This window comes from Natranaerovirga pectinivora, from assembly GCF_004342165.1.
Lineage (GTDB): Bacteria > Bacillota > Clostridia > Lachnospirales > DSM-24629 > Natranaerovirga > Natranaerovirga pectinivora.
This window is the reverse complement of sequence record NZ_SMAL01000004.1, coordinates 142800-165216: the sequence shown is the minus strand read 5'-3', so window position 1 is coordinate 165216 and position 22417 is coordinate 142800. Positions and strand designations below refer to the sequence as shown.

The 22417-nt window shown below is 31.3% G+C and carries 20 protein-coding genes; all 20 read left to right on the top strand.

Annotated features, from left to right (window positions below):
- Positions 1-53: 53 nt before the first annotated feature.
- The 20 genes from EDC18_RS07805 to EDC18_RS07710 all read left to right on the top strand — a co-directional run bounded on the left by EDC18_RS07805 (position 54) and on the right by EDC18_RS07710 (position 22409).
- A complete protein-coding gene (locus EDC18_RS07805) occupies positions 54-1247 on the top strand; it encodes a phosphopentomutase (protein ID WP_132251932.1) in 1194 nt (397 codons plus the stop codon).
- Complete coding sequence (locus EDC18_RS07800; protein WP_132251930.1) at positions 1234-2043, top strand: purine-nucleoside phosphorylase; 810 nt, start codon at positions 1234-1236, stop codon at positions 2041-2043. Before EDC18_RS07805 ends, EDC18_RS07800 begins: the two co-directional genes overlap by 14 nt.
- 8 nt (positions 2044-2051) lie before the next feature.
- On the top strand, positions 2052-3377 hold the full coding sequence (locus tag EDC18_RS07795; protein WP_132251928.1) for a pyrimidine-nucleoside phosphorylase: 1326 nt from the start codon (positions 2052-2054) through the stop codon (positions 3375-3377).
- 212 nt (positions 3378-3589) lie between these two features.
- A complete protein-coding gene (locus tag EDC18_RS07790) occupies positions 3590-4762 on the top strand; it encodes a D-alanyl-D-alanine carboxypeptidase family protein (RefSeq protein WP_132251926.1) in 1173 nt (390 codons plus the stop codon).
- Positions 4763-5025: 263 nt separating this feature from the next.
- On the top strand, positions 5026-7188 hold the full coding sequence (locus EDC18_RS07785; protein ID WP_132251924.1) for a methyl-accepting chemotaxis protein: 2163 nt from the start codon (positions 5026-5028) through the stop codon (positions 7186-7188).
- Between the two features lie 224 nt (positions 7189-7412).
- Entirely contained in the window at positions 7413-8033 is a 621-nt protein-coding gene (locus EDC18_RS07780; RefSeq protein ID WP_132251922.1) for a hypothetical protein, read from the top strand.
- 16 nt (positions 8034-8049) lie between these two features.
- Entirely contained in the window at positions 8050-8796 is a 747-nt protein-coding gene (locus tag EDC18_RS07775; RefSeq protein ID WP_132251921.1) for a segregation and condensation protein A, read from the top strand.
- A gap of 57 nt (positions 8797-8853) precedes the next feature.
- A complete protein-coding gene (gene scpB / locus EDC18_RS07770) occupies positions 8854-9447 on the top strand; it encodes an SMC-Scp complex subunit ScpB (RefSeq protein ID WP_132251919.1) in 594 nt (197 codons plus the stop codon).
- Between the two features lie 72 nt (positions 9448-9519).
- Positions 9520-10677, top strand: coding sequence for a D-alanyl-D-alanine carboxypeptidase family protein (locus EDC18_RS07765; protein WP_132251917.1), 1158 nt, complete (start codon positions 9520-9522; stop codon positions 10675-10677).
- Positions 10678-10724: 47 nt separating this feature from the next.
- Positions 10725-11435 (top strand): pseudouridine synthase, encoded by a 711-nt coding sequence (locus tag EDC18_RS07760; protein ID WP_132251915.1) that lies wholly within the window; start codon positions 10725-10727, stop codon positions 11433-11435.
- 325 nt (positions 11436-11760) lie between these two features.
- Positions 11761-13284 (top strand): acyl-CoA carboxylase subunit beta, encoded by a 1524-nt coding sequence (locus tag EDC18_RS07755; RefSeq protein WP_132251913.1) that lies wholly within the window; start codon positions 11761-11763, stop codon positions 13282-13284.
- A 13-nt stretch (positions 13285-13297) separates the two neighbouring features.
- Positions 13298-13621 (top strand): OadG family protein, encoded by a 324-nt coding sequence (locus tag EDC18_RS07750; protein WP_132251911.1) that lies wholly within the window; start codon positions 13298-13300, stop codon positions 13619-13621.
- A gap of 41 nt (positions 13622-13662) precedes the next feature.
- Positions 13663-14034: a biotin/lipoyl-containing protein gene (locus tag EDC18_RS07745; RefSeq protein WP_132251909.1), complete on the top strand. Its 372-nt coding sequence runs from the start codon at positions 13663-13665 to the stop codon at positions 14032-14034.
- A 42-nt stretch (positions 14035-14076) separates the two neighbouring features.
- Positions 14077-15234 (top strand): sodium ion-translocating decarboxylase subunit beta, encoded by a 1158-nt coding sequence (locus EDC18_RS07740; RefSeq protein ID WP_132251907.1) that lies wholly within the window; start codon positions 14077-14079, stop codon positions 15232-15234.
- Positions 15235-15266: 32 nt separating this feature from the next.
- Complete coding sequence (locus tag EDC18_RS07735) at positions 15267-16679, top strand: oxaloacetate decarboxylase subunit alpha (protein WP_132251906.1); 1413 nt, start codon at positions 15267-15269, stop codon at positions 16677-16679.
- 533 nt (positions 16680-17212) lie between these two features.
- Complete coding sequence (locus EDC18_RS07730; RefSeq protein WP_132251905.1) at positions 17213-18136, top strand: MurR/RpiR family transcriptional regulator; 924 nt, start codon at positions 17213-17215, stop codon at positions 18134-18136.
- An 11-nt stretch (positions 18137-18147) separates the two neighbouring features.
- A complete protein-coding gene (locus EDC18_RS07725; protein WP_132251903.1) occupies positions 18148-19374 on the top strand; it encodes a BaiN/RdsA family NAD(P)/FAD-dependent oxidoreductase in 1227 nt (408 codons plus the stop codon).
- 18 nt (positions 19375-19392) lie between these two features.
- On the top strand, positions 19393-19758 hold the full coding sequence (aroH, locus tag EDC18_RS07720) for a chorismate mutase (RefSeq protein ID WP_132251902.1): 366 nt from the start codon (positions 19393-19395) through the stop codon (positions 19756-19758).
- A 45-nt stretch (positions 19759-19803) separates the two neighbouring features.
- Positions 19804-20484, top strand: a complete 681-nt coding sequence (gene cmk / locus EDC18_RS07715) for a (d)CMP kinase (protein WP_132251900.1) — start codon at positions 19804-19806, stop codon at positions 20482-20484.
- A complete protein-coding gene (locus EDC18_RS07710; protein WP_132251898.1) occupies positions 20481-22409 on the top strand; it encodes a bifunctional 4-hydroxy-3-methylbut-2-enyl diphosphate reductase/30S ribosomal protein S1 in 1929 nt (642 codons plus the stop codon). Before cmk ends, EDC18_RS07710 begins: the two co-directional genes overlap by 4 nt.
- The last annotated feature ends 8 nt before the right edge of the window (positions 22410-22417 follow it).

Here is a 22417-nt window from a genome sequence, read left to right as displayed (position 1 = left end):
AGCAATCTTATTAATATAATATTATAAATAATATAGAAAGTAAGGTGATCTATATGGAGAAAAGAATAATATGGATAATTTTAGATAGCGTAGGTATGGGTGAGTTACCAGATGCCCATGAATTTGGAGATGTAGGTAGTAATACAATAGGAAATATATCCAAAGCTATCGGTGGGTTAAAAATACCCAATATGATTAAATTAGGCTTAGGCAATATTGACAATATTAAAGGACTTAATAGAAGCATTAATCCAGCAGGTGTTTTTGCAAGAGTTGCAGAAAAATCAAAAGGTAAGGATACCACAACGGGCCATTGGGAAATGGTTGGTGTGTATTCTGAAAATGGTTTCCCAATATATCCTGAGGGCTTTCCAACAGAGATTATAAACCCATTTAAAGAGGCTATAGGCACTGAGATATTAGGTAATTATGCCGCATCTGGAACAGAAATCATCAAGGAATTAGGAGAAGAACATATAAAAACTGGCTATCCAATAATTTATACATCGGCAGATAGTGTTTTTCAAATTGCGGCGCATGAAGATATTATTCCATTAGAGAGACTGTATGAAATATGTCAAATTGCTAGGGAACAATTAGTAGGTATTAATGCTGTAGCAAGAGTCATTGCAAGACCATTTAATGGAGAAGTCGGTAACTTTTCACGTACAGCCAATAGAAAAGATTTTTCATTGGAACCACCAGCAGGGACATTATTAGATCATATAAAAGAAGCCAATTTAGATGTTATAGGGATTGGTAAAATAGAAGATATATTTGCAAAAAAAGGCATTACAAAAGCTATTCATACAAAAGACAATATGGACGGTGTTAATAAAACAATAGAATATATAAAAAAAGATACGAAAGGTTTAATATTTACAAATTTAGTTGATTTTGATTCAAAATATGGACATAGAAACGATCATATTGGATATGCCAATGCATTGGAAGAGTTTGATGGTAGAATACCTGAAATCATAGATGCTATGAAGGATAATGATATTTTATTTATAATGGCTGATCATGGATGTGATCCAACAACAGAAAGTACAGACCATTCAAGAGAATTCGTACCTTTTGTTGGTTATGGGTTATCTTTGAAAAGGGATGTGAACTTAGGAACTAGATTAACATTTGCAGATATAGGTCAAACGATTGGTGAAATACTAAATGTTAAGCCAATCTCATTAGGTGAAAGTTTTGCTAATGAAATAATAGGAGGGTATATCGATGAAAAACATTAATGAAGCAGTAGGGTATTTGAAATCAAAATTAGATAAACAACCTACAATTGGATTGATACTAGGATCAGGATTAGGTGACTTGGCTGAGCAAATTGAGAATCCAGTAATGATTTCATATAAAGATATACCTCATTTTCCTGTATCAACGGTTGAAGGGCATAAAGGTCAATTTGTTGTAGGTGAGTTAGGAAAAAATATTGTCATTGCTATGCAAGGAAGATTTCATTATTATGAAGGATACACTATGGAAGAGGTGGTTATGCCTATACGAGTGATGAAAAAATTAGGCATAAAAACACTCATTGTAACCAATGCAGCGGGATCGGTAAATGTGGATTTTGAACCAGGTAATTTAATGATTATTGAAGATCATATTAATTTTATGAGCAATAACCCATTGATTGGACCTAATTATGATGAATTTGGACCTCGGTTTCCAGATATGTCCAGTGCTTATGATAAAGGGTTGTTTCAAGTGGCAAAAGAATGTGCCAAGGACCTTGATTTAGATATAAAAGAAGGGATTTATTGTGGTCTGACAGGACCAACTTATGAAACACCAGCAGAAATAAGAATGGTCAGAACTTTAGGTGGTGATGCAGTTGGAATGTCAACAGTTCCAGAAGTCATTACTGCTGTCCATGCAGGAATAAAAGTATTAGGGATATCCTGTATTACCAATATGGCGGCGGGTATTCTAGACCAGCCTTTAAATCATGATGAAGTGGTAGAAACATCTCAAAGAGTCAAAGAAGCCTTTAAAAATCTAATAAAACATATCGTAGATAAAATTTAGGTGACAGTATGAGAATGTACGATTTAATTATAAAAAAACGTAATGGAGAAACATTATTAGATGAAGAAATAAAGTTTATTATAGAGGGATATACAAAGGGTTTAATTCCTGATTATCAAGTATCAGCTTTTCTTATGGCCATATATTTTAATGGAATGAATGAAGAAGAGACCGTTGCCCTTACAATGGCAATGGCGGAAAGTGGTGAACAGTTAGATTTATCGGAAATCACAGGAATTAAAGCGGATAAACATAGTACTGGTGGCGTTGGTGATAAAACATCTTTAATCTTAGGACCTATGGTCGCAGCATTAGGGATACCAGTGGCTAAAATGTCTGGTAGAGGATTAGGTCATACAGGTGGCACAATTGATAAATTAGAAAGTATTCAAGGGTTTAATACCGCTCTTTCAAAAGATGAGTTTATTAACAATGTCAATAATATTAAAATCGCCATAGCTGGGCAAACAACAGATATTGCTCCAGCGGATAAAAAATTATATGCTCTAAGGGATGTAACAGCCACAGTTGATAATTTATCCCTTATTGCAAGTAGTATAATGAGTAAGAAAATAGCCTCTGGTGCAGAGGTAATTGTTTTGGATGTAAAAACAGGTAATGGTGCTTTTATGAAAAATGAAGAGGATGCATTTAAGTTAGCAGAGGCTATGGTGAAAATAGGAAATGCTGTAGGAAGGCAAACCTATGCTATTATTTCCGATATGAATCAACCATTAGGGAGAGCAGTGGGTAACGCCTTAGAAGTAATTGAAGCCATCCAAACACTGAAGGGGATGGGGGATAAAAGCTTAGAGGCCTTATGTATTCATCTAGGTAGCTATATGTTAAAAGGCGTAAAGCATGTTGAGACCATTGAAGAAGGAAAACAACTATTAATGAAAACCATTGAAGATGGTAGTGCTATAAGGAAATTTAAGGAATTTATAAAAGGACAAAATGGAGAAGAAGAAGTTGTAGATAATGTAGATCTATTTCCAAAGGCAAAATTTATTGAAAGTATTCACTCTGTAGTTGAAGGTTTTGTAAATGAAATAAAAACAGAACAAATTGGCATTGCAACCCTTATTCTTGGTGGTGGACGTGAAACAAAAGAAAGTGATATTGATTTATCAGTAGGTTTTATTATTAATAAAAAGATAGGTGATTATGTAGCAGAAGGTGAATCAGTAGGAACCATATACGCTAATGATAGGAATAAATTAGAAGAAGCAAAAGAAAAATTCATTAAAGCGTATGTAATTAAAAAAGAGCAACCCAAAATGAATAAATTAATCAAAGGATATGTAACGAGAGATGGTATTTTTAAATTTTAGTGATATAGGATTATGACCATAACAAAATAATGCTAAAAATGAATATTTTTTAAAAAAATGTTTACTCTAATAGTAACGGATATAAGATTTCAATATGTGATTTACACGATGTAGTTCTACAAACAGTAGAGACAAAATATATTGTGAGTAAATAAATTAAGCAAAACTGAAATCGAATTGACAATTATTATAGCTTAAAGGAGCGGGTAAACATGAAAAGAATCATCACTTTACTCATAACCGTTATTTTAACATTCAGTGCAGTAGATCCAGGGATTATTTTTGCCCAAGAAAGTAAGGATAGTTTAGAAATTCAATCAAAATCAGCAGTTTTGATGGAACCAACTAGTGGTAAAGTAATTTATGAAAAAAATGCACATGAAAAACTTCGACCAGCTAGTGTAACTAAAATAATGACATTGCTTTTAATTTTTGAAGCATTAGATAATGGGACAATAAAATTAGAAGATGAAGTCGTTGTTAGTGAACATGCAGCTAGTATGGGAGGATCACAGGTCTATTTAGAACCTGGAGAAATTCAAACGGTACATGACATGATAAAATGTATAGCCATTGCATCTGCTAATGACGCATCAGTAGCTATGGCTGAACATATTGCTGGTAGTGAATTATCTTTTGTAAATGCTATGAACAACAAAGCAAAAGAATTGGGAATGGTCAATACCAATTTTATGAATAGCAATGGATTAGATCATGATGAGCATTTAACAACTGCTTATGACATTGCATTAATGTCACAAGAATTAATAACCAAATACCCTCAAATATTTGAATATACAACTATTTGGCAAGATAGTATTATTCATCGAACAAAAAGAGGAGAAGAAGAGTTTGGTTTAACAAGTACAAATAAACTTATCAAATGGTACAATGGTGCTACGGGTTTAAAAACTGGTTCAACGAGTCAAGCATTGTATTGTTTGTCGGGAACTGCAGAAAGAAATGGTATGCAGTTAATTGGTGTGGTAATGGCAGCGCCTGACTATAAAACAAGATTTGACGAAGTAATGAAACTTCTTGACTATGGTTTTGCTAACGTAAGCGTTTATGAAGACAAATTAAAGGGTAATATCCTTCAAGTAGTACCAGTTAAAAGAGGTAAAATTAATACAGTAGAAGCAATTGTAAAAGATAATTTTAGTTATGTGCTAGGTAAAGAAGATAGTGCAAATGAAATAACAAAAGACATCATTATTCCAGAGTCCATACAAGCACCAATTCAAAAAGGTCAAGTAATTGGAGAAGTGGTCTATAAGTTAGCTGGTCAAGAAATCGGGAAAATTGAAATCGTTGCAAAAGACGAAGTAGAAGAAACAACATTTGGATTCAGTTTTAGTAAAGTACTAAGAATGTTATTTAAGTAATTATTAAACAGATAAGTACCATTGAATGGTATTTATCTGTTTTTTTGTGTTATAGAAAATTTCTCTTTCCTATTGATACAAAGTTGATTTGTGAATTAAATGAAACATAAAAATAAAATACTTGCACGAAATGTCCGGTGAATAAATCAAAATCACATTAAACTGTTGACATACATCCCTTTTAACAATAGAATATAAATAGGAAAAATTTTATAAAATGAATAGACTTAATTAACAACATTCATTATATTAGGAGCGATGGTATGGACAGAAAATATTATTTATCGTATTTGCTAAACAAAAAGCTTAAAAATCAGTCAGAAAAAATATTTGAAGGTATTGCTAATGGTAGAAAAAGAGCTCTTGACAACTGGTTTCAGGATATGTGGGTCGCAATGCAATTGACAAGAGACACAATTCTAGCGTATTTAGGTCAAAATGGCGTAGATTTTGAAGATCTAATTAACATCTTAAAAGATAAAAGAAAAAGATTTGAAGATTTTTCTGAATTCTTTATCATTAATTCCCAAGGACAAGTTAATATTTCTACATATGAAGGGCAAATAGGGAGAATAAGAAAAGATTTGCCAAATTTTAATATAGGACAACAAAATAAACCTTTTATGTATGGGCCATACATAGATGAAGATACACTGAAAATAGGCAATTGCTCTTCAAAATTTTTTGATGAAGTAACCTTAATGTTTTCTTTGCCTTTTGAAAACGATGGTAAAATATCTATTTTATGCGGTAGAGTTCCTAATGATGTTATGAGTGATGTTATACAGGACGAAGATACGCATGTTTACAAGGAGTCTGGTGATAATTATCTTTTTATGGTTAAAACCAACAGGGATATTCAAATAGGTACAGCCATTTCTAGAAGTCGCTTTGAAGACAATACTTTTACTGGTGGAGAAAATTTAAAGGACGGTATTAGTACAAAAAAATGGGGCACTGTAAAAATAAAAAAACACACAGAATTTGAAATTGTATTTAAAGACCCTGCAACAAATGAACTCCATGAAGGCGTCTTAAATACTATAAAAACGGGACAGAATCTAAACAGCTGGCCAGGGTATCCTGAATATAGACATATATATGTAGGTGGTAAAGGCATTCTTATTACGCCGCCACATTCTGATGAAATTTGGGGTATGATGTGTGAAGGAGATATTCAAGAAATATATAAATTTAAAAGTTTGAATTTTAAAATCCCATTAAAATTTGGAATATTAAGCGGTTCATTAACTGTTTTAAATTCTATTGTTCCCTTTTCCAATTATTTATTATGGTTAGCTAATCTTGTTATAATGTATGCATTGATTAAATTTGATGTAGTAAAATCAATTAATAAAACTGTTAATATTTTACAAGAGATTGCAGAAGGTGAAGGTGATTTGTCCTTAAGAGTGGAAAAAATGTCTAATGATGAAATTGGTGAACTTTCAAGATGGTTTAATAAATTTATTAATAATCAAATGACTATTATAAAAAGAATTGGCATATCGTCACGGGATTCGAAGAATTCTGCTATTGAATTATCAGGGATGACGGAAAGCTTTTATAATAATGCTAAAAATATAGAAGGTATTGTAGGGGATCTGGTTAACAACTCTGTTGAACACAATCAAATTTTTCAGAACACTCAAGAAAAATTTAATATCTTATCAAACTCAATTGTTAATATAGATGACATATTAGAAGGGGTTAATGAGAAAACTACAAATACTAGTAATAAGGCAAAAATCAGTGAAAAAAATACCATAGAAGTATTAGAGACTATGTTAGGGCTAGAAAATTCTATGAAGATAGCTCAAGAAAGTATTATAGGATTAAAAAAATACTCAGAAGAAATCAGTGAAGTTGTTGATGTCATTGAAAAAATTAGCAAGCAAACTCAAATGCTTGCATTAAATGCTTCAATAGAAGCAGCAAGATCTGGTGAGCATGGTAGAGGGTTTGCTGTTGTTGCTAATGAAGTCTCTCAACTAGCAACAGAGTCAGAAAAAGCTACTGTATCTATTTCTAGTCTTATAAAATATGTTCAAGAAGAAGCTACAAAAACAATTAATAGTGTAAAAGAAATATCTAACCAAGTAGATATTGGGAGTTCAAGTGTAAAAAATTCAGTTCATACATTCAAAGAAATTGGTGGGGAAATTGAAGATATAGCTGATAAAGTGAAATCAATATCTGAATTGGTAAGTATTCAAGCTATAGAACTTAATGAAATTGCAAAAGGGACTGAACAAGCAGCGGCGAAATTGGATAGAGATACAAATAGAAGTGAAGATGAAAGTCTAACGGCAATACATATGGTCAAAGAAATTATAAGTCAAACAGTACAAGTTGATCAATCTTCAAAAGTATTAACCCATACGGCTAATAATTTAAATGAAATCGTAAGTGCTTTTAAACTATAAAAACAATAACTGAATTTTTTCTTTTATAAAGATGTGTGATTTGCAAAAATTACACATCTTTTGTTTAAGAGTTCTGGAAGGTAGATTAATCCGTTCTTTGCTTTTTTTTGTGTTGAAAATCTAAGTAATAACAAGTAAAATAATCTTATAATAAAATCTTTTGCGTTGTAATAATAACTCTGATACAATAATCAATAAGAATAAATAAATGAGGTGTACTAATTATGCTTAAGGAAATATTAAAGTTTTTAGCAATAGTTTTAGCAGCAATAGTTGTAATGTATTTACATGAAGTGCCAAAAAGTATTGCCTATATGCATTTAAACCCTTTACAGAACGCACAAAACAAAAAATCAATATATAAAATTAGGCAATATATTGATCCGTTAGGATTGATTTTTTTTATAATAGCATTTGTTGGTTTTTCAAGACCTTATGCTTATAGGATCAAGGATAAAAAGACAAATTATATATTAGGTATTGTAGGTTTAGGATCTACTTTAGTTGTAGCCTTGCTTTTTTATAGTTTACATCAAACCTTAGCTGTTAATTTAAGCATATATACTAGATTCTTTTCTGAAACAGAAGCAATGAGACAATTGTATTATTTTTTGGAGTTTTTTATTAGATGTATTGTTTTATTAAGTATATCTTTGTTTTTAGTGAATTTGGTTATTCCATTCCCATCATTTAATATAGGATTGTTAATAGCTAGCAAATCACCAAAAAAATATTTTGCGCTGTATCAATACGAACATTTTATTAAACTATTTTTTATTATTTTAGTAGCTTTTAACTTCTTTACCATACTTTTAAGACCAATAGAAGAATTATTATTTAGATAAAGAAAGTAAGTGACGTATGAGTATTTCAATTAAACTTCAAGCATTTGAAGGACCACTAGACTTATTATTACATTTAATTGAAAAAAACAAAGTGAATATATATGATATACCAATTGTGTCAATCACAGATCAATATCTTGAATATATTAAACAAATGGAAAATAAAAATTTAGATATTATGAGTGAATTTTTAGTTATGGCGGCAACCCTTATTAGTATAAAATCAAGAATGCTACTCCCTAAAAAAGAAAAAATGGAAGAAGAATCTGAAATAGATCCACGAGAAGAACTTGTAGAAAGGCTCTTAGAGTACAAAAAATACAAGTTTATTTGTGGTGAATTAAAGGACAAGCAAATTGATGCACAAAAAGTTATTTTTAAGGAATCCACTATTCCTGAAGAAATAAAAAACTACGAAGAAAAAATTCCAGTAGAAAAATTAATGGCGGACATTGATTTATCAAAACTTTATAAAATATTTAAAAATGTTATGAGAAAGCAAGTAGATAAAGTAGATTTGATTAGAAGTAATTTTGGGAAGATTGAGAGGGAAGAATTCTCAATAAATGATAAGATAAATTATATTAAAGATTTGTCTAAAAACATTAAAAAACTAAGTTTTCATAACTTGTTAGAAAAAACAAAATCAAAACAAGAAATCATTGCAACATTTCTTGCAATACTAGAACTTATAAAAATTGGTGCAATTCATATCACCCAAGAAAACAATTTTGATGATATAGAAATTACTTTTGTAAGGTGAGTGAATTTAAAATATTAAATCAAAGCCTATGTGAATTGACAAGAAAAAGGAGTATGTATGCAATTGAGTAAAATTGAAGCTGTAATAGAAGCCATATTATTTACGATGGGGACATCTGTACCTGTTGATAGTATTGCAAAAGTTATAGAACAGGATGAAAAAACAACTAAAAAAATAATAAAAAACATGATAGATAAGTATCAAGGTGAAGATAGAGGCATACAAATTATTGAATTAGACAATGCTTATCAAATGTGTACCAAAGCAGCTATGTATGATGACCTTAGGAAAATTACTGCTCAACCTAAAAAAGTTGTCTTATCAGATATCTTACTTGAAACATTATCTATTATTGCCTACAAGCAGCCCATTACTAAAGCAGAAATTGAGCATATTAGAGGGGTTCGATCGGATCATGCCGTTAATAAATTAATAGATTATGATTTGGTATGTGAAGTTGGTAGAATGGATGCGCCTGGTAGACCTTTATTATTCGGTACATCTGAAGCCTTTCTGAGGAATTTTGGCATGCAATCTTTAGAAGATTTACCTATAATAAAAGATGAGGAACTAGCAAAATTTAAAACAGAGGCAGAAGAAGAAGTTCAATTAGAAATAAATGATGTTACCACAGAAAAGAAAAATCTCTAAGAAAATTTAAAAGCATATTTATAGGGAAAAAGATATAAAATTAGATAAGGAAAAACTTAGAGGTTATTGTTTATGCATTCTTTTAGGAAAAGAAGATTTTTATGTCTTATATTTTCTATAATATTAGGGTTCGTGGTAGTTAACAATTCTATCAGTGCGGAGGACGTTGATTTAAGACTCCATGCTCTTGCAGCTATATTAATGGATGGAGATAATGGTAGAGTGTTGTGGGAGCATAATGGAACAGAGCAGAGGGCTATGGCAAGTACGACAAAGATAATGACAACCATGATTGTACTGGAGTATGGGAACTTAGAAGACGAAGTAGAAGTAAGTAAAAGAGCTTCTCAGGCACCTGACGTCCAATTACATATAAGAGAAGGGGAAAAGTACCGTTTAGGTGATTTGTTATATGCTCTTATGTTAGAGTCCTCTAATGATGTAGCCATTGCCATTGCTGAACATGTAGGTGGGAGTGTAGAAGAATTTGCTCAAATGATGACGGAAAAAGCCAAAGACGTAGGTGCCCATAATACATCTTTTAAAACACCAAATGGCTTAGATGCAGAAGGGCATTATTCAACAGCTTATGATTTAGCTATTATTGCTAAATATGCATTAGAGAATGAACAATTTCGAGAAATTATTAGGACACGAAACAAACAATTTTATGAATTAACAAATAACAGACATTTTCACGTATATAATAAAAATGCATTTTTAGACCAAATGAATGGAGCTATCGGTGTAAAGACAGGTTTTACAAATCAAGCAGGATACTGTTTTGTTGGTGCAGTTGAAAGGGATGGGAAACTGTTTATTTCTGTCGTCTTAGGATCGGGTTGGCCATATAATCGTCAATATAAATGGCAAGACACTCAAAAAATAATGAACTATGCTTTAGATAATTATGAATATCAAAAAGTCGTAGAGGGTAAAATTAACTTAGACCCTGTTGAAGTAATTGATGGTAAAGTGAAAGATGTACCAATAGAACTTTATGGTGGAGAAGTAGGTTTGTTGTTAAATGATAATGAAGTTGTGCGAAAAGATATTAGCATTCCTGAATATTTGGATGCACCTATACAAGATAATGTGACAGTGGGTTATCTTAGTGTTTATATAGACGATGAACTGTATACCATGTTACCTATTAAGACAACAGAAAGCGTTGAGAAAATTGACTTTAAATTTTGCTTAGACATTATAATAAAGAAATTCTTATTCTAATTACTCTAAGGAAATTACTGATATACAAAAGATAAATGGAGGATATTATGGAAATTAGATTGCAAAAATATTTAGCAGATGCAGGTATTGCATCTAGAAGAAAAGCGGAAGAACTTATATTAGCTGGTTTAATTAAAGTTAATGATAAGGTAGTAAAAGAATTAGGTACAAAAATTAATTCGGAAAAAGATGTTGTAAAATATAAAAACAAACCAGTGGGTGAAAAAGAAAAATTCATATATTTATTACTTAATAAGCCAGTTGGATATATTTCTTCAGTAACAGATCCTAGAAAAAGAAAAACGGTTATTGATTTAATTAAGGAAAAAGAAAGGGTTTTTCCAGTAGGAAGATTAGATTATGAAAGTGAAGGGTTATTAATAATAACCAATGATGGAGAATTGACATATAGACTAACCCATCCAAAACATCACATTCCAAAAACGTATATGGTAAAAGTAAAGGGATTCCCAACAGATGACAAACTGGCAAAGTTAAGAAAAGGTTTGGACTTAGGAGAGTACAGAACGTCCAAAACGGATATTAGAATTGCAAAAAAATATAAAAATGATACAGTTGTTGAAGTTGTTTTGTATGAAGGTAAAAATAGGCAGATAAGAAAAATGTTTGATCATATTGGTCATCCCGTTAATTCTTTGAGAAGAATTGCTATTGGTAAAATTGAAATAGAAGATCTAAAAGTTGGAGAGTATAGAAAACTTACAAAAGAAGAAATAAAATACCTAAAAAGCTTATAGGTAATTAGATGATTAAAAAATCAATAACAAATATTGCTAAAAATGATTAAAAGGTTCATTTACTAATATATTTTTCAAGTTAAACAAATCCAATTTATTACATAAAATTTGTACAATGTATACATTCTTTGGTATACATTGTACATTTTTTTTATAAACACTTGATATTATTAGGTAATTCTTGTAAAATGGTAATCGGTGGAAGGTTGCTTTTTTTAAGATATTTAAGAGTTTTTGTATAAAAAATTGCGAAAATTCTCCAATATATTACTAAAAGTATATATACATTTATCTTGAATATTAAATAAAATATGGAGGGCGAAAAATGAGCAATACAACGAATTTAAATGAACTCATAAAACGCCGTACCGATATCGAATCTGGTGGCGGTGAAAAAGATAATCAAAAAGATCCTTCAAATCTAGTAGCAAGAGAAAGAATTTCTTTGTTACTAGATGGGTATAGTTTTGTTGAAATTGGTGCATTTATTTCTAATAGATCCACTAACTTTAATATGACAACTGAATCAACACCTGCTGATGGCGTTGTTACAGGATATGGAACGATCGAAGGTCGATTGGTTTATGTTTATAGTCAAGACAACACAGTTTTAAGCGGTGCATTAGGTGAAATGCACGCAAAAAAAATAAGTCATATCTATGATTTGGCTCTTAAAATGGGAGCACCAATTATAGGTCTAGTTGATTCTGCAGGTATGCGTCTACAAGAGTCAACAGATGCACTTCAAGGCTTTGGAGAGTTGTTTTTAAAACAAACCTTAGCATCAGGGGTTGTTCCGCAAATAACAGCTGTTTTAGGCAACTGTGGCGGGGGAACAACATTCATACCGTCTTTATCTGATTTCACATTTATGATTAATAAAGGTGCAAGGCTATATGTTAATAGTCCTAATGCGCTAGATAGTAAAGCAGCTACATTTGATACAGTAGCATCATCAAAATTCCATAGTGAAGCATCTGGTTTGGTGGATTTTGTTTTTGACAATGAAAATGATCTATTACAGAGGATTAGACAATTGGTAGACATCTTACCATCTAATAATTTAGAGGAATCACCACTTGTAGAGTGTACAGATGATCTTAACCGAGTGGACTCAGAATTTAATAACTTGGATTTAACCAATGGATTCGACGCTGTTTCTGTCATCACCAAAATAGCTGATAATCATTTGTTTATACCTGTAAAAGAGAATTTTGCTACATCTATGGTTACAGGATTTATCCGTTTAAATGGTAATACTGTTGGGGTTGTTGCTAATCAAACATTAGATGGGGATGGTTCAATAACATCTGATGGAAGTGATAAAGGAACAAAATTTATAAGCATTTGTGACGCTTTTAACATTCCAATTGTAACGTTTACAGATGTTGTAGGATTTAAAGCCACAGTTGAAGAAGAATCAAAAGGTATTTCAAAATCAGTAAGTAAAATGTTATATGCCTTTGCCAATGCAACAGTGCCAAAAGTAAATGTATTAGTCAATAGAGGATATGGAAGTGCATATATAGCAATGAATAGCAAACATATAGGTGCAGACTTTGTATATGCTTGGCCATCAGCAAAAGTTGGTATGATGGAAGCTTCTTCTGCTGTGAAAATAATATACGCAAAAGAAATCAAAGAATCTAATGATATTAATGCAATATTAAATGAAAAAACTGCTGAATATGAAGCGTTACAAGAAAGTCCATATGCAGCAGCAAGCAGAGGATATATTGATGATATCATAGAACCTGGCGCTACTAGAAAAAGAATAATAGCAACTTTAGAAATGTTATTATCTAAAAGAGAAAGCCGTCCAGATAAAAAACATGGTACGGTTTTATAAATGAGGTGTAAAAATGAATGTTATTATTGATGCACTATGGGTTACGATTATTGGTATGGCAATAGTTTTTACGATTCTTATAATCATTGCCATTATAATTAGCCAGTTTAAACATGTTTATAAGCTTACAACAAGAGCATCCAATAAAAAAAGTGATGTGCCTGTGGTAAAAGAAGAGCCAATAAAAGCAATTGAAAGAGAAAATGTAGATGATTTAGAATTGGTTGCAGTTATTACAGCTGCCATTGCATCATCTCTTAATACGACTTCTGACCAACTTCAAGTAAGGTCCATAAGACGTGTAAATGAAAAAAGAAGCAAATGGCAATACCAATAAAAATATGTATAAAATTATGAGATTATAGGAGGACTATAGATATGAAAAAATTCAGAGTTACAGTTAATGGCAATACATACGAAGTAGATGTGGAAGAAATAGGCACAGGAGCATCTTCAGTAGTATCCGCACCATCGGCACCAGTACAACAAATAGCTCAGGCAGCACCAAAAGCTCCGTCAGCACCTGCTTCAGCAGGAGGCGTTAAAGTAATTGCACCAATGCCAGGGAAAATTATAGATGTAAAAGTATCTCAAGGCCAACAAGTGAATAAAGGTGATGTTGTAGCAATATTAGAGGCTATGAAGATGGAAAACGAAGTTGTTGCATCTGAAAGTGGAACTGTTGCCAGTATAAATGTCAACAAAGGTCAAGCCATTGAGTCTGGGGATATTATCGTTACATTAAACTAATAAAAAAACCCCTAAACGATAGAGGGAGGTAAGATTGAACAAATGGATATATTTAAAATTTTAAATCAATTGTATTTACAAAGTGCTTTTAATATCCTTGAATTAAACAATGTCATTATGATCATTGTTTCATTGATTTTATTATATTTAGCAATAAAAAAAGAATATGAGCCATTGTTATTAATTCCTATAGCATTTGGTATGTTATTAGTTAACTTATTCCCGGGAATATATGCCCCACCTGAAGGTGAAAATATAGGCGGTTTATTATATTATTTATCACAAGGTAATAAACTGGGAATATTCCCACCATTAATATTTGTTGGTGTTGGTGCATTAACGGATTTTGGACCTTTACTAGCCAATCCAAAAAGTTTCTTGCTTGGAGCGGCAGCACAATTTGGTATCTTTTTTGCATTTATATCAGCAGTATTTTTAGGGACTTATATCCCTGGTTTAGAAGATATTACAAAGGAAGTAGCAGCAGCCATTGGGATCATAGGAGGAGCCGATGGCCCTACAGCTATTTATATAGCTACCCGTTTGGCACCAGAGTTTTTATCTCCAATTGCAGTTGCAGCTTATTCTTATATGGCAATGGTCCCTATTATTCAGCCACCAATAATGAAGCTGTTTACTACTAAAGAAGAACGGGCTATTCAAATGGAACAATTAAGACCAGTGTCAAAGTTAGAAAAGATATTATTTCCAATCATTGTTGCAATACTTGTAATATTAGTTTTACCAGAGACTGCACCATTAGTTGGGATGTTAATGTTTGGGAACTTGTTAAAAGAATCAGGCGTTGTTAGAAACTTAGTTGATACGGCTTCTAATGCCCTTATGTATATTATTGTTATCTTTTTAGGGTTATCCGTTGGGGCTTCAGCTTTAGCAGAGAACTTCTTAAATACAACCACATTAGCAATCATTGCTTTAGGGTTAGTTGCATTTTGTATTGGGACAGCAGCGGGTGTTCTATTTGGAAAAGTTATGTGCAAGCTTTCAGGTGGAAAAGTAAATCCACTGATTGGGGCGGCAGGGGTTTCTGCTGTACCTATGGCAGCAAGGATTGTGCAAAAAGTTGGTAGAGATGAAAATCCAAATAATTTCTTATTAATGCATGCAATGGGACCTAACGTAGCAGGCGTTATCGGTTCAGCAGTTGCAGCAGGAGCATTTTTAGCAATATTTGGATAAATTAGTAGATTTAATTGGAAGGAGGAAGAAAAATGGCAGAAATAATTAAAAAGCCCGTTAAAATAACGGATACCATATTAAGAGATGCCCATCAATCTCTAATTGCTACAAGAATGACAACAGATGAAATGTTGCCTATAATAGAGAAATTAGATCAAGTAGGTTATCACTCAGTAGAATGTTGGGGTGGGGCTACATTTGACTCTTGTTTAAGGTTTTTAAAAGAAGATCCTTGGGAGCGCCTTAGAAAACTAAAAGATGGTTTTAAAAATACAAAACTACAGATGCTACTTAGAGGTCAAAACTTATTAGGATATCGTCACTATGCAGATGATGTAGTTGAGTACTTTGTTCAAAAAACAGTTGCAAATGGTATGGATATTATTAGGACTTTTGATGCCCTTAATGATATTCGTAACTTAAAAACAGCTGTTAATGCAACAAAAAAAGAGGGTGGTCACGCTCAAGTTGCTATTTCTTATACACTAAGTGAAGTCCACACTTTAGATTATTATGTGAAATTATCAAAACAACTAGAAGATATGGGGGCAGACTCTATATGTATTAAAGATATGGCAGGGCTACTTGTACCATATGCAGCGGAAGAAATTGTTAAAGCATTAAAAAGCGCTGTTAAAGTTCCAATTTGTATTCATAGTCATTACACTAGTGGTGTTGCTGGGATGGCCTATCTAAAGGCGATTGAAGCAGGTGTAGATATTATTGATACAGCTATTTCAGCCTTTGCTATGGGTACCGCTCAGCCAGCTACAGAAGTTATGGTGGAAACCCTTAAAGGAACAAGTTTTGATACAGGATTTGACCAGAATTTGTTAGCAGAAATAGCAGATTATTTTAGACCTTTAAGAGAAGAAGCTATAGAATCAGGCTTACTTAATCCAAAAGTATTAGGTGTTGATATTAAAACATTATTGTACCAAGTACCAGGTGGTATGTTATCTAATTTAGTATCTCAGCTAAAAGAACAAAAAGCTGAAGATAAATTCCAAGAAGTTTTAAAAGAAATACCAAGAGTACGTGCAGATTTTGGGTATCCACCTCTAGTAACCCCTTCAAGTCAAATTGTAGGGACACAGGCAGTTCTTAATGTACTAGGTGGGGAACGTTATAAAATGGTTACAAAAGAATCTAAAGCTGTGGTTAGAGGTGAATATGGTAAAACACCAGTATCTATAAGTGATGAAATTAGAAAAAAAATCATAGGTAATGAAGAACCAATCATTTGTAGACCTGCTGATTTAATTCAACCAGAATTAAAGAAAATCGAAGAAGAAATGAAACAATACAAAGAACAAGATGAAGATATATTATCATATGCTTTATTCCCACAAGTGGCAGAGGAATTTTTCAAGTATAGACAAGCTCAAAAAACAAAAATAGATCCACAAGTAACAGACATTAACAGCAAAGCATATCCAGTATAAGGATAAAATATTGCACTTTTAATAAAAATTTTTTATGTACGGAGAATCTAGCATTATCCTAGTATAGAAAAAAGTGACTTCGTCACTCTCAAAAACATTTATTAGTTGCTTATTCGAAGTCATTTTGTTCTTGCGCATCAAGCTTTTTCTAACTGTGCTAGAAAAATGCCGCGCATTTAATCAATAGTGTTACTTTATAGGAAATAGAACTTTCCTATAAAGTAATAAAAATGACACCCTGGATAAATGAACTTTTATCAGGGTGTCATAATAACTTTATACTCTTATCTTAGCATTATTTTGATTATTTAGTGTATGGTATTCAATGTAAAGGATTAAAACATAACCATTAGATTAATAAATTTATAATAATATATAATGAAATTCTTTGCAAAAAATCCTTCATTTGTGATATAATTATTTAGATTATATATTTAGACAAATTTCTTTTTGAAAACATGTTGAAAATTATATAAAATAGATGTTTAATAAAAAAAATACATTAACTATAATAAGACGAATGGTGAGATAAGATGAATCAAAATGATTTAATAAAGCGTATTAATGAAAATTATCCTAAACTTAGTAAGGGACAAAGATTATTAGCAAATTATATCATAAAACATTATGAAAAAGCGGTATTTTTAACTGCCGCAAAACTTGGTAAAATTGTAGGTGTTAGTGAGTCAACAGTAGTTAGATTTGCTAATGAATTAGGTTATGACGGGTATCCAAAATTACAAAGAGCATTAGAAGAATTGGTTAAAAATAAATTGACATCCATTCAAAGAATGGAAGTTGCATCTGATCGAATAAACAAACAACATATTCTAAAATCAGTACTCCAATCAGATGCAGAAAAAATCAGATACACATTAGAAGACATTAATGCAGAAACTTTTGACCAAGCAGTAGATATGATTTTATCAGCAAGGAAAATATATATACTTGGTGTTAGAAGTAGTGCTGCCTTAGCTAGTTTTTTAGGTTTTTATTTTAATTTAATATTTGATAATGTAAAGTTAATACATACGAATAGTGTTAGTGAGATGTTTGAGCAAATTTATCGTATGGGGCCAGAAGATGTTGTTATTGGTATTAGTTTTCCAAGATATTCAAAACGTACTTTAAAAGCTATGGAATTTGCTAGATCTAGAGATGCAAATGTAATTACAATAACAGATAGTTCATTATCTCCAATGATTCCTTATGCAAATTTAAGCTTGCTTGCAAGAAGTGATATGGCTTCTTTCGTTGATTCATTAGTGGCACCATTAAGTGTTATAAATGCCCTTATTGTGGCATTGTGTATGAAAAAACAAAAAGAACTTATTAATACTTTGCAAAGTTTAGAATCAATTTGGGAAGAGTATCAAGTATACGATAAAAATGATGATGACATTAATATCAATATTAATTATGATCTCAATAGACAAAAACCTAATAATCAGGACTAGGAGTTAATAGAATGAAAAAAGTTATAGTTGTTGGTGGTGGACCTGCTGGAATGGTATCTGCCATAATAGCTGCACGTAATGGACATAGGGTTGTACTATGTGAAAAGAATAATAAATTAGGGAAAAAGCTTTTTATTACAGGCAAAGGTCGATGTAATATTACCAATGATTGTGATATGGACCATTTGTTTGGACAAGTTATTACCAATTCAAAGTTTTTATACAGTGCTTTTTATACATTTTCAAATGATGCTACCATTCAATTTTTTAATGAATTAGGTTTAAAGACTAAAGTGGAAAGAGGTAATAGAGTTTTTCCAGAGTCCGATAAATCATCTGATGTTATAAAAGTATTGGAAAAAGAATTAAATAAACTGGGTGTAGAAATATTACTAGATAGTGAGGTTATTTCTATCATTCAAGAGAAAAATAGGTTTAAAGGCATTTGTCTTAAAAACAACACTACCATATATGGTGATGCGGTTATAATAGGGACAGGTGGTTTGTCATATGCGCCTACAGGTTCTACAGGTGATGGTTTTAAATTTGCTAAAACTATGGGACATTATATTACAAAAACATCTCCATCTTTAGTACCTTTAGTTACAAAAGAAAATTGGATCAAGGACTTACAAGGGCTATCATTAAAAAATGTGAAGATTACCATTAATGACGGAGATAATAAACTTTATGAAGATTTTGGGGAAATGCTATTTACACATTTTGGTGTATCTGGTCCAATAATTCTAAGTGCAAGTAGATTTATACTCCCTAAATTTAATAAGAATATAACCTTATCCATAGATTTAAAGCCTGGATTAAATGAAAATGAATTAGACAAACGTATTTTAAAAGATTTTGATAAATATCAAAAAAAACAATTTAAGAATACTTTAGACGATTTGCTACCTAAAAAATTAATACCAGTGATTATTAAGCTTTCTAATATTCCTGAAGACAAGAAAATATCTGAAATTACAAAGGAAGAAAGAAATAATTTAGTAAAAACCTTAAAAGCATTAACCTGTCATATTATTGATTTAAGAGGTTATAATGAGGCTATTATTACTTATGGTGGCATTGATGTAAAAGACATAGATCCCCACACCATGGAATCCAAATTAGTATCTGGAGTTTATTTTGTTGGTGAAGTACTAGACTTAGATGCTTTGACCGGGGGTTTTAATCTACAGATTGCTTGGTCAACTGGATATTTGGCTGGATTAAGTATTAACTAAATAAGAATAGGTGATTAGATGATTGGAATTAGAGGCGCAATTACAGTTGATAATAATACAAAAAAAGATATAAATGAATGCACAAAAGAACTTATAAAAATGATCATTGCAGAAAACAATATTCAACAAGATGATATGGTTTCAATATTATTTTCTGCTACAAAAGATTTAGATAGTCAGTACCCTGCAGTAGCTGCTAGAGAAATGGGCATTACAGAAACCCCATTATTTTGTGTTCAAGAAATGGATGTAATAGGTAGTCTTGAAAAATGTATTAGAGTTTTAGTCCACTGTAATACAAATCTACCTAAAAAAAATATAAAACATATTTACTTAAAAGAGGCAATAAAATTAAGACCAGATATTGCAGATGTTGACAAATAAATGTAAAAATACATATAATTAAATGAGTCAACTTGGAGGCAAAAGATGAAATTATATAAAAGTATAGCCATAGATGGGCCAGCGGGAGCAGGGAAAAGTACAATTGCAAAAAAAATAGCCAATAAACTAAATTATACTTATATAGATACAGGAGCTATGTATAGAGCAATGGGCCTTGAATTCTGTCGCCTTAAAATTGATTTAAATGATGAAAATACTATATATAATACTTGTTCTAACATTGATATAAAGATACAATATATTAATGGCGAACAACAAGTTATTTTAAATGGAGAAAATGTTAATAGCTTAATTAGAACATCTGAGGCAGGGCAAATGGCATCGGTTATCTCCATATACAAACCTGTTCGATTAAAACTAGTAGAACTTCAAAGAAAGCTTTCTGAAGAAGGAAATGTAATAATGGATGGGCGAGATATAGGGACATATGTTTTGCCTAATGCAGACTTAAAAATCTATCTTACAGCTAGTATTTTTGAAAGAGCTAAAAGACGTTGGACTGAATTGCTTGAAAAAGGCGAAGATATTGACTTAAAAAGAGTTGAATCTGAGATCGAAGCAAGGGATAATAAAGATATGAATAGAGAGATTGCACCACTTCGAAAAGCTGAAGATGCAGTAGTAGTCGATACTTCAGATTTGACAATAGATGAAGTAGTGGAGAAAATCATTTCTATCTATACGAAAAGGATTGAATTAGATTGAAAATTATATTAGCTAAAAGTGCTGGTTTTTGCTTTGGTGTAGATAGAGCAGTAAAAAAAGCTTATGAATACTCAAATTTAAAAAACATTTATACTTTAGGTCCAATCATTCATAATCAACAAGTTGTAGATGATTTAAATAGAAATGGTATAAAAGTAATGGAATCTGTAGAAGATATTCATACAATAGTTGATGGAACACTAATTATTAGATCCCATGGTATTTCACAGGAAGTTTATAATAATGCTGAAGTAAAATTTAATAAAGTTTTAGACGCAACATGTCCATTCGTTAAAAGAATTCATAGAATCGTTAAAGAACATAGTAAAAAAGATTATAGGATATTGATTGTAGGTAATAAAGATCATCCAGAAGTTGCAGGAATAATGGGTTGGAGTTATTCTAATCCAATGGTAATAAACTCAGTGGAAGAAGCTAATAATTTAGATATAGAAGTAAACAACAAAATATGTGTTGTTGCACAAACAACATTTAATACCAATAAATTTGAAGAAATAGTTGAAATTGTTAGGAAAAAGGTTTATGATGTAATTGTTTTTAATACAATCTGTAGTGCTACAAATCAACGTCAAAGTGAAGCGTTGCAGATTGCTAAAAAAGTAAATAAAATGATAGTAATTGGTGGAAGACATAGTTCTAATACACAGAAGCTCTATGAAATTTGCAAAAATGAGTGTCAGAATACCTATCACATAGAAACAGTGAATGATATTGATTTTAAAGAATTTAAGCCTGACGATATTGTTGGGATTACAGCAGGAGCTTCAACACCAAATAACATAATTGAGGAGGTTATTTTTAAAATGACACATAACGATCATGATAATGAAAATAGTTTTGAAAAATTATTAGAGGAATCACTTTTTTCCATTCATAATGGTAAAATAGTAAAAGGAAAGGTAATCGCAGTAAGTGAAAATGAAGTAATATTAAATATTGGATTTAAGTCTGATGGGATTATTACAAGACAAGAATTCTCAAACTATCCTAATGTAGATTTAAGAACATTGGTTAATATAGGTGATGAATTAGAAGCTAAAGTAATAAAAGTTAATGATGGTGATGGACAAGTTCTATTAACCTATAAAAGATTAGCAGCAGAAAAAGGATATAAAAGAATTGAAGATGCTGCAAATAGCAAAGAAGTTTTAGTGGAAAAAGTTGCAGAAGTATTACCTAGTGGAGTAGTAGTTATTGTTGATGAAGCTAGAGTGTTTATACCTGCTAGTTTGGTATCAGATCAATTTGAAAGTGATTTGAAATCTTATTTGAATAAAGAAATTGAATTCCAAATAATAGAATACAATCCAAAACGCAGAAGAATTATTGGAAGTAGAAAACAATTATTAAAAGCTGAAAGACAAAAGAAACAAAAAGAATTATTTGGAACCATTGAAAAAGGTGCTATCGTAGAAGGTAGAGTTAAAAATGTAACTGATTTTGGTGCATTTATCGATCTTGGTGGTGCAGATGGACTGCTTCATATATCTGAAATGTCATGGGGAAGAATCCAAAACCCAGGTAAAGTTTTAAAGGTTGATGAAACAGTTAAAGTTTTAGTTAAAGATATTGATAAAGATAGTAAGAAAATTTCACTAAGCTTAAAATTTCCTAATGAAAATCCTTGGGAAAAGGCTAGTGAAAAATTTGCTGTAGGAACTGTAGTTACTGGTAAAGTTGCAAGAATGACTGAGTTTGGTGCATTCGTTGAAATCCAACCGGGTGTAGATGCGTTATTACATGTATCTCAAATATCTAAAGATCATATTGAAAAGCCATCAGATGCATTAAAAATTGGTCAAGAAGTTACAGCAGAAATCATTGATTTTAAAGAAGAAGATAAAAAAATCAGCTTAAGTATTAAATCAATGGAAGAAAAACAATCTGAAACTACGGAAGCTTAAATTTAAAG